The sequence below is a fragment of the Paenibacillus sp. FSL E2-0201 genome (assembly GCF_037963325.1).
Taxonomy (GTDB): domain Bacteria; phylum Bacillota; class Bacilli; order Paenibacillales; family Paenibacillaceae; genus Paenibacillus_AQ.
Map to the genome: position 1 here is coordinate 1,560,026 of NZ_CP150154.1, position 14,567 is coordinate 1,574,592.

General features: G+C 45.1%; 11 protein-coding genes. 8 read left to right on the top strand and 3 right to left on the bottom strand.

Features of this window, described 5'->3' with window-relative positions; all coding sequences use genetic code 11:
* Positions 1-10: 10 nt before the first annotated feature.
* The 5 genes from NSU15_RS07030 to NSU15_RS07050 all read left to right on the top strand — a co-directional run bounded on the left by NSU15_RS07030 (position 11) and on the right by NSU15_RS07050 (position 6,836).
* The gene (locus NSU15_RS07030) at positions 11-1,405 is read left to right on the top strand and encodes an allantoinase (protein ID WP_339289732.1); all 1,395 of its coding nucleotides are present in this window, start codon (positions 11-13) and stop codon (positions 1,403-1,405) included.
* Positions 1,402-2,643, top strand: coding sequence for a Zn-dependent hydrolase (locus NSU15_RS07035; RefSeq protein ID WP_339289733.1), 1,242 nt, complete (start codon positions 1,402-1,404; stop codon positions 2,641-2,643). Before NSU15_RS07030 ends, NSU15_RS07035 begins: the two co-directional genes overlap by 4 nt.
* Positions 2,644-2,775: 132 nt before the next feature.
* The gene (locus tag NSU15_RS07040; protein ID WP_339289734.1) at positions 2,776-4,008 is read left to right on the top strand and encodes an alanine--glyoxylate aminotransferase family protein; all 1,233 of its coding nucleotides are present in this window, start codon (positions 2,776-2,778) and stop codon (positions 4,006-4,008) included.
* A 232-nt stretch (positions 4,009-4,240) separates the two neighbouring features.
* Positions 4,241-6,058, top strand: a complete 1,818-nt coding sequence (locus NSU15_RS07045; protein ID WP_339291275.1) for an adenine deaminase C-terminal domain-containing protein — start codon at positions 4,241-4,243, stop codon at positions 6,056-6,058.
* A gap of 325 nt (positions 6,059-6,383) precedes the next feature.
* Positions 6,384-6,836 (top strand): IDEAL domain-containing protein, encoded by a 453-nt coding sequence (locus NSU15_RS07050; RefSeq protein ID WP_339289735.1) that lies wholly within the window; start codon positions 6,384-6,386, stop codon positions 6,834-6,836.
* 86 nt (positions 6,837-6,922) lie between these two features.
* On the opposite strand, the gene hemH is transcribed toward NSU15_RS07050, so the two are convergent.
* Positions 6,923-7,936, bottom strand: a complete 1,014-nt coding sequence (gene hemH, locus NSU15_RS07055; RefSeq protein ID WP_339289736.1) for a ferrochelatase — start codon at positions 7,934-7,936, stop codon at positions 6,923-6,925.
* A gap of 496 nt (positions 7,937-8,432) precedes the next feature.
* On the opposite strand from hemH, the gene NSU15_RS07060 reads away from it, so the two are divergent.
* A complete protein-coding gene (locus NSU15_RS07060; protein ID WP_339289737.1) occupies positions 8,433-10,742 on the top strand; it encodes an FMN-binding protein in 2,310 nt (769 codons plus the stop codon).
* Positions 10,743-10,941: 199 nt separating this feature from the next.
* Positions 10,942-11,898, top strand: coding sequence for an HD domain-containing protein (locus tag NSU15_RS07065; protein ID WP_042125202.1), 957 nt, complete (start codon positions 10,942-10,944; stop codon positions 11,896-11,898).
* A 142-nt stretch (positions 11,899-12,040) separates the two neighbouring features.
* Here NSU15_RS07065 and NSU15_RS07070 read toward each other — a convergent pair whose 3' ends face one another.
* Positions 12,041-12,679 carry a 3'-5' exonuclease gene (locus tag NSU15_RS07070; RefSeq protein ID WP_042125204.1) on the bottom strand — a complete coding sequence of 213 codons (639 nt, stop codon included), beginning with the start codon at positions 12,677-12,679 and terminating at the stop codon, positions 12,041-12,043.
* A gap of 153 nt (positions 12,680-12,832) precedes the next feature.
* Entirely contained in the window at positions 12,833-13,702 is an 870-nt protein-coding gene (locus tag NSU15_RS07075; RefSeq protein ID WP_042125206.1) for a hypothetical protein, read from the bottom strand.
* Between the two features lie 246 nt (positions 13,703-13,948).
* Between NSU15_RS07075 and NSU15_RS07080 the strand changes: the two genes are divergently transcribed.
* The gene (locus NSU15_RS07080; RefSeq protein WP_156114742.1) at positions 13,949-14,566 is read left to right on the top strand and encodes a DNA-3-methyladenine glycosylase; all 618 of its coding nucleotides are present in this window, start codon (positions 13,949-13,951) and stop codon (positions 14,564-14,566) included.
* Position 14,567: the final 1 nt, after the last annotated feature.

Genomic DNA, 14,567 nt, shown 5'->3' on the forward strand with positions numbered 1-14,567 from the left:
GTAGCAGCTCATGAAGGAGCCCTATGAACTTGTGATTAAGAATGGGAATGTAGTCCTGCCTGATCAGGTGCTTAAGCTGGATATTGCTGTATCAGAAGGAAGGATCGTCGCATTGGGCGAGAAGCTTTCTACTGCTCCGCTGACCCAAGTTATTGATGCTGAAGGGCACTATGTACTTCCAGGGATGATCGATATGCATGTGCACTTTAATGAGCCGGGGCTGGGACATTGGGAAGGCTTTCGCAGCGGTTCTGCGGCATTGGCAGCTGGCGGCTGCACAACCTATGCCGATATGCCGCTAAACGGCAATCCGCCTACGGTGAACGAGGCTGCACTCCATCATAAGGTGAAGGCTGCGGCTGGTAATTCCGCGGTTGATTATGTGCTGTGGGGAGGGCTCGTTCCGGGGAATCTGGATGATTTGGAAGCCTTGGCAGCTGCTGGTGTCACTGGATTTAAAGCCTTTCTCTCCAATCCCGGAGGGGAAGGCGAAGGAAGATTCCGGGAAGTGGATGAGGATACGCTCTATCAAGGGATGCAGCGAATTGCTGCTCTAGGCGGGATTCTCGCCCTTCATGCCGAAAGTGAGGCTATCACGGCAGTGTTGACCGCAGATGCAGTGCGAAACGGCAGAAGCAGTGCGCGTGATTTTGCGGCTTGCCGTCCTGCTGAGGCGGAGCTGGAGGCAGTGTCTAGGGCGCTGTTATATAGTGAACGGACGGGATGTCGGTTGCATTTTGTCCATATCAGCACTGCTGCCGCTATTGAGAAGATCCATGCGGCTAAGCTTCGAGGGCTGGACGTATCGGCTGAGACCTGTCCCCATTATCTGGTCCTTACAGAAAAAGATATGGAGGCTCTCGGACCTGTCGCCAAGTGTGCACCTCCGCTGCGAAGTGGGTTGGAGCAGGAGAAGTTATGGGAGATGCTGGCCCAAGGCAAAATCGATCTGATCGCTTCAGACCATTCTCCGTGTCCCACGGAATTGAAGGTGCACCCGGAGTTGTCTTTTTATGAGGCTTGGGGCGGAATCTCAGGAGCGCAAAGCAGTCTTGAGCTTATGTTCCATGAAGGTGTGAATGTCCGGGGCTTGCCGGTTACATTAATCTCTCGCTTGCTTGCAGGGCAACCCGCAAAACGCTTTGGATTGGAGCATCTTAAAGGCACTATAGCGCTAGGACTGGATGCCGACTTCGTACTGCTGAATCCAAACACAACCTATACACTGGCTGCTGAAGATTTGTTCTATCGCCACAAGCACAGCCCATATATCGGAAGAACGCTATCCTGTAAGGTAGCTGCTACGATATGCCGTGGGCAGGTAGTCTATACTTCTGAAGAAGGAGTGATTGCCGAGGAAGGTGGACAGTGGCTGCGGATAAGGAAGGAGCAGTATAGTCTATGAACGATTCCAGAGTTCAAGCATCTACCCAGAAACTGCTGGAGCTGCTGGAGGAGCTGGGGGCATATACCGCGTCTGGGCCGGGAGTTACTAGATTACTATATACGAAGGAATGGAGACAGGCGCAGATTTTTTTGCAGCAAAAAATGGTTGGTTTCGGCTTAAAGGTTACTACAGATAAGGTTGGGAATGTATATGGTCGCCTGTGTGGACGCAGTCCAGAGGAAAAGGTTATTTTAACCGGATCACATATCGATACCGTGGTCAATGGCGGAAAATATGACGGTGCCTATGGGATCGCCGCTGCTATGGTTGCGCTGCAAGATTTGCAGATGAACTATGGTCAGCCGAAGCGGACGCTTGAGGTTGTATCATTTTGTGAAGAAGAGGGTAGCCGATTTCCACTTGCTTATTGGGGTTCGGGTCATGTCACGGAAAGGTATGACGGAAGTGAAGCCGCAACCTGTAAGGATGCTGATGGAATATCATTACAGGCAGCAATGGAGGAATTTAGCTTTTTGCAAGGTGTAACGGAAGGGAATGGAGCCAGAAATGATATTGGGGCGTTTGTGGAGCTGCATATCGAGCAGGGAATTATTCTGGAGAAAACAGACACGCAGATAGGCGTAGTTCAGGGTATTGTTGGACAGAGACGTTACATGGTCAAGGTTAGTGGTGTGGCTAATCATGCCGGTACAACGCCGATGTTGATGCGGCAGGATGCACTGGCTAGTGCGGTAGAGATGCTGTATGTACTAGAAGGTGCTGCTAAATTGGCTGGTGAACCTCTTGTAGCAACATCAGGCAAGCTTGAGGTGCATCCAAATACACCAAATGTGATTCCGGGTGAGGTTTTATTTACACTAGATATCCGTCACATTGAAGAGGACGATTTGGAGTGTTTCTGTGCGAAGCTTTTTTCGCGATATTATGAAATCACCGCAGAACGTGGAGTAACCTTAGAAGTTACACCTGTGCTTCATACACTCCCTGCACCTATGGATACGAAGCTCTCTACAGCACTGGAAAATATCTGTCGGCAGCAGGGTAAAACCTACCGTACGATGGTAAGTGGAGCGGGTCATGATGCTCAGCTGTTTGCACCGCGTTGCCCCACTGCGATGATCTTTGTGCCAAGTCGATCCGGTATCAGCCATTCACCGGAAGAGTATACCTCCCCCAAGCAGCTTGCTACTGGTCTTGAGGTGCTGACTGCGATGTTATATGAGTTAGCGTATTAGAGAGTTCATGGAACTTTTAAATATAAGGAAGTATATGTTTTACTCTATACTTTATCCTTATATTTCTCGCTGAAACGGAGCCCGTCCCTTAAAGGGCGGCATAGCCGTTTCTACTTGAAGGGAGAGATCATCATGAAGCGTTACGAAGATTTGTCGCCTTCCCTGCGCTGCATTATGACTCCGGGTCCGGTGGAGGTTGATCCGCGTGTGCTGCGGGCGATGTCTTTTCCGGTACTGGGGCAGTTTGATCCAGAGTTCACCCATATGATGAATGAAACGATGGAGATGCTGCGGGAGCTGTTCGCTACCCGGAATGCTTGGGCTTACCCCATAGACGGGACCTCGCGCGCTGGTATTGAGGCGGTGATGGTCAGCTTGATCCTACCGGGAGAACGTGTGCTGATTCCGATCTTTGGCCGCTTTGGACATCTGCTTCATGAGATTGCCGAACGTTGTGGTGCTGAGGTATTCGTTCTGGAAAAACCATGGGGAAGTGTGTTTGAACCGGAGGAAGTAATAGCAGCTATGGAGACTTTTAAGCCAAATGTGGTGGCGATGGTGCATGGTGAGACTTCTACAGGACGGGTGCAGCCACTCGCGGAGATTGGCAGAGCCTGCCGCCGAATGGATGCTCTTTTCATAGTTGACGCAGTTGCAACTCTTGGGGGCATTCCTGTCGAAACGGATGCTTGGATGCTGGATGTGGTCGTAGGAGGTACACAGAAATGCCTGTCCGTCCCTTCCGGAATGGCACCGATAACGTATAATGATCGCGCTGAAGCTAAGCTCATGACCCGGAAGCGAGTGGAGCGTGGGATTAGAACCAGCGATGCCCAGCTTGGTGAGTTGTCTTTTGTCCGCAGCAATTATTTCGATCTAGGCATGCTTCAGGATTATTGGAGCCCGCAACGTCTCAATCATCATACAGAGATGACCTCTATGCTCTATGCACTGCGGGAAGGCCTGCGGATTGCGCTTGAGGAGGGACTGGATGCCAGATTCGCCAGACATCTGCTCCATGAAAAAGCACTTGTAGCTGGATTAACAGCAATGGGGCTTGCGCTTTACGGTGATCCTTCCTGCAAGCTTAGCGTTGTTACCTGTGTGCTGATCCCTGAGGGCATAGAAGGGGAATCCGTACGCACGCTGCTGCTGGATCGGTTCGGCATCGAAATTGCCAGCTCCTTTGGAGCTCTGAAAGGAAAGATCTGGCGCATCGGCACGATGGGCTTTAGCTGCCGTACGAATAATGTGCTGCGTTTGCTTGGCGCTTTGGAAGCAGCTTTGCTACGACACGGATTTGGAGTTGCTTACGGGCTTGGTGTTCAAGCGGCACTTGACGTATATGAGGAAAACGTAAGATAATCGTTGGAATAGATGCTGGCGGGTGAGTTCATACCAGGGGGCATGTCCAGCATGTTGGACAATCTTTGGAATAAGAAAACGGCTATCATCTGCAGGGATGACGGAGCCGTTTTTTCGTACAATATCAGATATGCCAACCATGATATTAACACAGCCGATGGTTAAGCAATCCTCTATGATTATGAATCTATTCACTACATCAAGAAAGCACTTGGATACTGACGGGGGAGAGATGAAGATGACAACTTTTACAAGAAAGCCTTTAGCAGATTGTGTACCTGAGCTTGTGGCTACGGCAAGAGGAGACAAACCGGCAACACTAGTAATTACAGGTGGAAAGCTGGTTAATGTATGCTCTGGTGAAATTTTAGACGGAATGTCTGTTGGTGTGCAAGGTGGACGCATCGCTTATGTTGGGAAAGATGTGACACATATGATTGGTGAAGGAACACAGGTTATTGAGGCGAACGGCAAGTATATAGCTCCGGGACTACTTGATGGCCATTGTCATATTGAGAGCACACAGCTGACCGTTACTGAATTCTCCCGTGCGGTTCTGCCGCTGGGCACAACAGGTGGTTTCTTTGATGCCCATGAAATTGCTAACGTATTCGGGCTGAAGGGGATTCAATTGATGCTCGAAGAGATGCGGGGGACGCCGTTAGCTGCTTATATGCAGGTGGCTTCTTGTGTGCCTGCGGCAGGTGCGGAATTCGAAACAACGGGAGCCTCTATAGGGCCGGAAGAAGTGGCAGAAGCTTTCACTTGGGGACCTGATGTGATTGCTCTAGGAGAAGTAATGAATTTCCCTGGCGTTGTTTACGGCGATGAAAAAATGCTTGGAGAAATTCAAGCTACGCTGCGAGCAGGCAGATTTGTAGACGGTCATTTCACATGGCCTTCCAGCGACTGGAGACTGCCAGTGTATGCGGCGGCGGGTGTGACTGGAGATCATGAATGTGTTACTGCAGATGATGTGATTGAGCGCGTTCGATTGGGGATGTATGCCAAAATGCGCCGTGGTTCAGCATGGCATGATGTGGCTAAGACAATTACGGCTCATACAGAACACGGAATTGATACACGCCGGATGATGCTGGTAACGGATGACCGCAGTTCAGAGTCTTTGCGAGATGAAGGTCATATGAATTTCGTTTTGCGTGATGCCATTGCTCAAGGTGTTAAGCCTATAACGGCTATCCAAATGGCTACTATTAATACTGCTGAACGCTTCGGTTTAGCGCGGGATATTGGTTCTATTACTCCGGGTTCTTTTGCAGATATCATTCTGCTGGACGGGAATTTGGCGGATATTAATGTAGTGCTGACGATTGCCGCAGGTGTAGTCGTTGCGGAGAACGGGGTAATGACAGCAGAGCTTGCTAAATTTACTTATCCGGAGGAAGTGTTGGCATCGGTCCATTTGCCACAGCGTCCTACTTCAGAAGACTTCATCATAACAGCTCCAATTCAAACAGGTGAACTTACTACAAGAGTTATTAAAGTAAGAGAAAATCACGTAGAGACCATTGAGCTTATGGTTCCGATACCTGTAGTGGCAGGTCAATTGAATGTAAATGCCGTAGAAGGTTTGTGCAAAATCGCTGTGCTCGAACGTCATAAAGGTACAGGCAATAAATCAGTGGCCGTTGTAGAAGGCATCGGATTTAAAGAGCCTGCTGCCATTGCGATGACAGTTGCGCATGATAGTCATAATGTACTTGTCATCGGCAATGATGATGAGCTAATGGCTAAAGCTGCCAATGCGGTGGCGGATGCTCAGGGTGGTGTCTGTATGATCACATCCAGTGGAGAAACATTATTTCCGTTGGCTATTGCAGGTCTAATGTCCACGGAACCGTTCGAAATAGCTGCCGCAAAATCAGCTGCGATCAGTAAAGCGCTATATGATGCAGGTTGTACTTTGAATTATGCGTTTATGACCTTATCGCTGCTTGCATTGGCGGTTATCCCGACGCTACGCATCACAGATAAGGGTCTCGTTCGGATCTCGCCTGAAGGCATACAGTTAGTGCCGCTTTTTGTTTAACTAAAGTGAACTGAATAATACTTAAGCAAAAGACTGTTTTGAGGTCGTTTATGACCATTCAGAACAGTTTTTTTGTTGGGTAAATAAGAAACTGCAAGGTTTTTAAAATATATATATTAAACAGATGAATTAAGATTGAAACATTTTTCTAGGGAATTAATGAAAAAATATTAATAAAGCGTAGTCAGCAGACGATAATAATGTTAAATTAGATAAAAATTAAAGCGAATGAATAGCGTTAATTTTACATTATTGGCATATAACGAAATTATAGATATCATCAGGTTTCAGGTAACCCAACTAAGAGGGACGAGGTGCATGAGAGATGATCAGATTAGAAACGCAAGATATTTTGAATATTAGCATGAAGCAAATGGCTGCTATTTTTAAAATGAAGCCGCTTGAGCTGAGATTTGTCACTGATTTTCAGGGTGAGAAATATCTCTTAACCAATGATAAGCTACACCTCAGCAACCAGCAGTATTGGGCAAAGGTTATGGAATGTGTCTTTGGTGATCATGTTAGACCTGTGTTAATGTGTGAGGTGTTGTATTTCCTTCGTAACGAATTTCTGGATAGTGATATCAAGATATGCTTCTCATATGATTACGCAGAGAATGGGAATGGAGAAGCTACGGCGACGGCTGAAGTATCGTTTAATGATTCAGCTGATTTACAGCCGAGTGAGATTGCCGAGCTGATTGATTTTGCGTTGACCTTACAGGACAAGCAGTGGTTCCATGAACTTACTACTAAATATAAGCAACTTACAGCATAAGTATCCATGTTCTTAAATCTTATAAACTGACATAGTAAACCGTCTTATCTGCAGCAAAATATTTGCGGATAAGACGGTTTTTTGCATTACCAGCCCATGGCGTTTCGTTCAACATGCTGAGCCAGAAAATGAAGCCAGTCCTCATGATTATTCAAGCAGGGGACCGCAGTGAAGTCTTCAGCATGTCCTCCTCCAGCCTCATATTGTTCACGCCCTTCTATTGCTAGCTCATGTAGCGTTTCCAGACAATCGGTAACAAGGCCTGGAGAGAAAATCAAAGGTTTATGAATTCCGCGTTCCGCTAGCTTTCCCAAAACATCTGCTGTAGAGGGACCTACCCACTCTTCACGTCCGAAGCGCGATTGAAAAGTAACCTGCCAACGCCCGGGCTCCCAATTCATAGCAGATGCGAGAAGGCGTGCTGTTTCCATACATTGCTCTGGATAGGGATCACCTGTATCTGCATACCGTTTGGGGATCCCGTGGAAGGTCAGTACGAAATAATCAGGCTCCGAGCCCAGAAGTTCCATTTGATGCAATAAATGTGACTTCATGGCTGAAATATAGCCAGGTTCATTATAATAAGCATCCATAAATCTGAGAGCTGGAATAAGGCGCTTCGTTACCGGCCCAGTGGAGCTTTGGCGTCCTAGTGCAGCGAAGCTCGCCTGATCGAATACGGATGCCGTCGTAGTGGACGAATATTGAGGGAATAAAGGCACAATGATGATGCGTGTGACTCCGGTAGCTTCCAATTTATTCATTGCTTGTTCCATGCTTGGTTCGCTATACGCTAGGCCAAGCTCAACTTGATACCGTGGGCCTAGAAGCGCTTGCAAACCAGATTGCTGAGCTAATGAGTGGGAGAGCAGGGGTGATCCTTCTGTAGTCCATATTTGTCTGTACAGCTCAGCCGACCGGCGTGGACGTGTGCGCAGAATAACACCTCTCAGCAGAGGCTGCCAGAGCAGAGGTGAATAATCTATGATTCGGCGATCGGATAAAAAACGTTTCAGATAAGGGCGTACCGCCTTTGCAGTAGGTGCTGTAGGCGTGCCGATTTGGGCGAGTATAACTCCAATAGGCGGCTGTTTGTTCAAAGCTTTGAACTCCTTTCCCATGGTAGAGATCGTTCTAAAATAGCACATCTAATCTTGGATTCACAATAATCGAAATCACTTTATTTACATAGGGAAGAAGAAGTGGGATGTATTTGTTTGGAAAAAATAATCGAAAATCACATTTATGAGCAAATAGTGATGTTTCTTATAGGGTATGTGATTTTAGATACAGAGGAATTACGGAAAAGTTTGGTAGTATCAAACCAGAAATTGATTGAAAAAGCGTCTTCATTCTTTTCTAACATTATATGTGAATTATTTCACCTTTTATGCGGCTTTTTGTTAAAAGGAAGAAATGAATAGATTTTAGACATTATTTTTTGGAAAGTGATGGATAGCGCAAAGGCATGAGAGGGGGGATGAATTCTTATGAAGAGAGAAGTAATGCTTCATAAGAAGAGAAGGGGCGCCGTAAAAGGTAAGTTTAGTTAAGAAAAGCTATATATCACTGGGGATTTGGTAAAGGAGAATTTTATTGAAAAAACTAATTTCTTTAACGGTTAGCGCGGCAATATTGTTAGCGCCATTTGCTTACACACTTAATGTGCCTGCTTTAAACTTGAAGGTGGATGCAGTATCAGCAGCTTCTGAAGAAGCGGAAGCACCAGCAGCCAAACCAACGGCAAAACCAGCAGCAACAGCAAAACCAGTAGCAACACCAAAAGCAACGGCAAAACCAGTAGCAACACCAAAAGCAACACCAAAAGCAACAGCAACACCAAAAGCAACAGCAACACCAAAGGCAACTGCGGCTCCGGCAGCAACACCAAAAGCAACAGCTAAACCAGGTACAACGCCAAAAGCAACCGCTGCACCAGCAGCAACCACAGTACCTGCTGCTACAGTAGCACCTGCTGCGACTGCTAAGCCTGAGCCAACAACATTGCCGGTTACAGTTAAAGAAAATGTATATCAAGATGGAGTTTACGTAGCGTATGGCGATGCATACTCCAAAGGTACTGAAGGCGCTAAGATCGAAATTAAAGATGGAAAAATCACTAGCATTGATCTCCTGAGAACCAGCCCTAAGCTGATCGATAGAGATGCTCGTAACAACTATAGCGCTTTATGGCAAGCTTATGGATTGATGACGAATAAATTGTTAGGAAAAACAAGAGATGGAGCAGCAGCAGTAGACGCTGTTTCGGGAGCTACCCGCTCTAGTAATGGATGGAAATTGTCTGTAGACAGAGCGTTTGAAAGAGCTCTAACAGTGAAAGATACAGATGCAATTTACTTTGATGGTGTTCATATGGGCATAGATCCTACAGGTAAATATGCAGTATTTGCAACCTACGAATCCAATAAGCTCACAGCTGTTAAAGTGTACCCGCTGAACAGTGCCGGTGATTTCGTGGATGAGAAGGCCTACACAGCTGAGCAATCCGCAGCAGTTGCAGCTATAACGCCAGCGTTGCTGGCTAAAGGAACAGCTGCGCAGCCTGTCGCAGGACTAGAAGCCGACTTTAAAGCTGCGACTAATGCTTTCTGGGATGCTGAGCAGAATGCTAAGATTGACAATACTTCTGCTTATGTAGACGGTTTCTATTCTTCTTATGGAACTGCAAGAAGTGTTGGTGTTGAAAGAGCTGACATCGTGATCCGCAATGGTAAGCTAGTGGATGTGAAGCTGTTCAGACTTGGGAACAACCTAATTGACAGAGGTGCAACGGCTTATGCTGAAGTTGTAAAAGCTAATGCTCCTATGACAGCTAAGCTGCTCGGAAACGGATCTTACTTCGCTAATTATGATGAGAAGGTTGATGGAATTTCCGGAGCTACAGAAAGCAGTCACGGTTGGAACCAGGCTGTAGAAAGAGCTTTTGAAAAAGCACTGAAAGTTCCTGGTGAAGCTAATTATTTTGACGGCAAATTTGCAGGTGTAGATAACCAGTCTAAAGTGTTATTGCTTGTAGATGTTGCTTCAGATGCAGTCACAAACATTAAACTAAGCTTGTTTGGAACTGACGGCAAGCTGATTGCTGATGACAAATTAAGTGCAGAACAAAAATCGCTGGTAGGTACACTTACTTCAGGATTACTTGCTAAAGGTGTACAAATGTCCGATATCACAGGTCAAGAAGAGTTATCCGCAGCTGCTAAAGCTGCACTGACGGATGCTTTGACCAACGCATCCAAAGTTCAAGGTACTTATAAAGACGGAACCTTCACTGCATTTGGAGATGCCTATGATAAAGGAACAAACAGAGCAGACGTTACACTGCGTAACGGTAAGATCGTAAACGTTGCCTTATATCGTGTAGGAATGAATCTTGTAGATAGAGGTAAAGCAGCTTACCCAGAAGTGGTAAAAGCAATTCCGCAATTGACTACTAGCATCCTTGCAGCAGGTACTAGAGAAGCTGTTCAAGATGTGGATGCAGTTTCCGGTGCAACTAGCAGTAGTGTAGCTCTTAAGACTGCGGTGGATAGAGCATACGGGAAAGCTGAGATTGTTGAAGCTAATAAAGCGGCTTACTTCGATGGAATCTTCATTGGTGTAAGTGCTGATAAGCTTGTAAATGTTATGACGTATGTTGAACATGGCGTTCCTGTTAAAATGCTCGTTTACTATCTAGATAAAAACGGAAGCACCAGAGCAGTTAACCAGTTGACTGACGCTGAGCTGGCTGTGAAGAGCGAGATTGAGTCGACTTCAACAGGCTATAGCTTACACAAGTATGGATATCGCGCAGCAGCCTTCGGAAATAATGATGCCGAGAAAGAAGTATCTGCTAAAGTGGTAGAAGCTATTAAATCAGCGCTTGAATCCGCTGGTAAATAAGCAATTTTCAATCAATAGTTAATCTATAAAGGGGGTTATTCTAGAGCCATATTATGGCCTGTGGAGTAACCTCCTTTATCTACCTGTACATAAAAATGAAAATAGATCGTATAGTGATTTAAAGGGATTTTGGACGTGAGTGTCTAAAGTTTAATATAGAGAGCAGGTACAAAGCCTGTTATTAATAGGAGGCTTCAACATGACACAAATTAAACAGCTCGCTCCACAGGATGAATTTGTTGGCTTTTATCTCTTAAGAGAGCTAGCGATCAAACAAACGAACGGTACCCCTCCAAAGGATTATTTTGACCTAGTCTTGGGGGATTCCAGTGGACAATTGTCCGCGAAATATTGGGATGTCAGCACAACCGATAAAGAAACTTTTTTTCCTATGGCACTGGTGAAGGTTCGTGGGATTGCGCACACTTATCGTGAAAAATTGCAAATCAAAGTAACCAAAATCAGATTGGTGAACGATGAGGATGGCGTTGCGCTAACGGATTTTATTCGCTCCGCTCCTATTCGTCCAGTAGACCTTATTCATACGATTAAAGGGGTTATGGCAAGCATCACAGATCCGGAGATTGCCTCAATTGTCTCCTTTTGTGTAAGCAAAGTGGAAGAGAAATTGATGCATTATCCGGCTGCCAAGACGCATCACCATGCTTATTTTGCCGGACTTGCTTATCATATGGTTCGTATGCTGGAGATCGGGGATTTTCTGTGCAAGCAGCGTCCGTTCTTGAATCCAGATTTAATGAAGGCTGGAATTATTCTGCATGATATCGCGAAGCCGGAGGAGATGATCTCTCAGCTCGGAATTGTCTCGGAATATAGCGTACAGGGTAAGCTGATTGGTCATATCTCGATGGCATCTAACTGGATTACGGAGGCAGCTATCCGCTTAGATATTGATTTGAATTCGGAGAAGGTTCTGGCGTTACAGCATCTCGTATTGTCACACCATAATTTGGGCGAATGGGGCAGTCCTGTTCAGCCGCAGACGGCTGAAGCGGTCGCTCTGCATCATATCGACGCGATGGATGCGAAGCTGCAAATGGTGGAGGATGCTCTGGATACCACACCAGAAACCGAAGAATGGACGCCATTCATTAGAGGACTGGAGAATAAAGCAGTCTATCGGATGAAGATCTAGTGTGTTGTGTTGATCTTGGTTGGTGATCAGGATGAACCGATGGGATGTTCACTGATCGCTGATAGTTCTTCCCTGTAAATCCAAACACCCAACCGGCAGTGAGTCGGTTGGGTGTTTTTTTGCTGAATAACGAAACATTTTATTACAAATAGAAGTTGTTCGTTCTTTGTTTGTTCACAGGTCTCTTAGCCGGTTTACTCTTTCGAGCAGAAAAAGGAGTGTACCCACCAGCAAACATAGTTCCGCTATTATATCCTTGGCTGCTGGAGAGCGAAAGCGGATCACGGTGTGATTCTTGCTCCATAAGTCTTAACAGTACCGAGGCTGCAGCGCGCGCGTCATCGAGAGCGTCATGGTGCTTCAGCTGAATGCCGAAATGCTCGGAGACTACATTAAGCTTATGAGAGGGGAGCTCGGGCAGCATTTTTTTGCCTAATAAATATGTACATAAGTATTGAAAGCTAGGATAGCTTAAGGACATTCCATCGAGGCAATATCGCAGTACACTCATATCAAAAGCGGCATTATGTGCCACGACGATTTGCCCGTGCAACAAAGGTTCAACGGTAGGCCACAGTTCATCGAAGGTGGGTTGACCGATTACCATGGAGGGGGTGATGCCATGTATTGAAATGTTCATGCCGTCAAACCGCTGCTTGGGATCGATCAGCCAAGAATGTTCTGTTGTTATCTTTCCATCTTTTACTTCCACGAGTCCTAAAGCACAGGCGCTGGATCGACTGGAATTCGCCGTTTCAAAGTCAATTGCTATAAAGTCCATTCGTAAAGCTCCTTATCTATCATATATACATTCATATTAAAGTAGTAAAATGATAAATACAATCTAGTACAAGTACAAGAGAAAAGCCATGATATTCTACATAATAGAATTGTCATGGCTTTTAGGGCTGTGGTTATTAATTATAGTTAAACGCTATACTTCTCCCCCAGCAGCGATGTAAGCATCAAGTACCCGTTTGAGTGCTGCTTTTTGGCTTGCACTGATGGTTCTATCCTCTTTCCGTTGATCTCCTTCAAGACGCATAATGGTTTTCTCGGATTCAATGAGCTGAGTCAACATCTTGATTTGTGATTTGTTGAGTGTTTCATCATGATATTCCCAAACCCCCGGACTATTAATATCCGTGCTCATATCTCTTTCTGCTCCCATAAATCCAGGATTTATTTCAAATTTTTGACCATCTATATTAAAGATGTAATTCTTAATGAATATCCAGCTATCACCGGTGTATTGTATTTTTAACCGTAGCCCAGAAGTTATTTGTCCATCCTTGATTCCAAAATAAGCGTAAATGCCATTTTCATTGATGTACTTTGGCGCTTCTTTATCTTGATACCATGTAATGCCTTCAACTTCATCTACTGTTTTCACCATTTGTGCAAGAGCCGCATCTTGCTTGGCTTTGATAGCAGCAGCTTCTTTTTCTTTTTTCTCTGCATCAGCTTTAGCATCTGCATCTGCTTTTTTCTTTGCCTCCGCCTCTGCAGCAGCCTTTGCTTCTGCGTCAGCCTTAACCTGTTCAGCATCATTTTGGACTTCAGCACTTACAGTAGTTGAATTATCATTGCTGTTTGTCGAAGTTTTTCTAGACGTATCTGCTGTTTGAAGAGTTTTATCTGAGTCGGAATTTCCTCCAACCACTGTAAATACAATCATTAAAATAAACGATAGCAGGGATAAAAGAAATTTAATCTTTGCAGGTTTTTTACGTATTGCCGAGACAATCCCAATGATTCCAAGTGTAATAAAAGCGAGAAAACAAATTACGACTAAAAATGCCATTTTACAATTCCCCCTAAGATAAAAAAGTATTTTTGTGTAAAAAATCCACATGTTATGAATATTGGATAACTATTCTACGCATAGTTTAATATAAAGATGCAGTTTTATCACCATAATTTTCTTGTTTATAACAATATATTGAATTGACTTGATAGTCTCGTTATCTTGCTATCCTATTCAAGAATCCGTACACTGCAAAATAGATGTTGTATATTATTATTAAGCTCAGATACGGGAGGTAATATTTTGAGCGCTGTAACTACTAAATTTTTTGAATATGGGCAAGTTGAAATGGATTACCTAAGAAGTGTCGACCCAGTGCTAGGTGCGGCGATAGCGCGGATGGGGAAAGTGGAGCGTGTGATTATTCCGGATCTTTTCACTGCGCTTATTTATGCCATAGTGGGTCAGCTAATATCAGTCAAAGCCGTTCGGACCATCTGGACAAGAATGCAGTCTCAATTCGGAGAAATAACTCCGCAGCAGCTATCTATACACACAGCGGATGAGATACAGGGTTGCGGCATGACGATGAAAAAGGCATTATGCATTCATGATATTTCTAATCTGGTCGCGCAGGGTGATTTTAAGCTGGAGGAGTTATATGGATTTTCCGATCAAGAGGTTATTCAAAAACTCATGAAGCTAAAAGGCATTGGCAAGTGGACAGCAGAGATGATGTTAATTAATTGTATGGAGCGTCCAGATGTAGTTAGTTGGGGAGATATCGCTATCCGTCGTGGCATGATGAAGCTGTATGGGCTTGATACGCTTACCAAAGAGCAATTTGAACAATACCGTCTTCGGTACTCACCACTCGGTTCAGTAGCCTCCATATATTTGTGGGAGATTTCATTTCAATAAT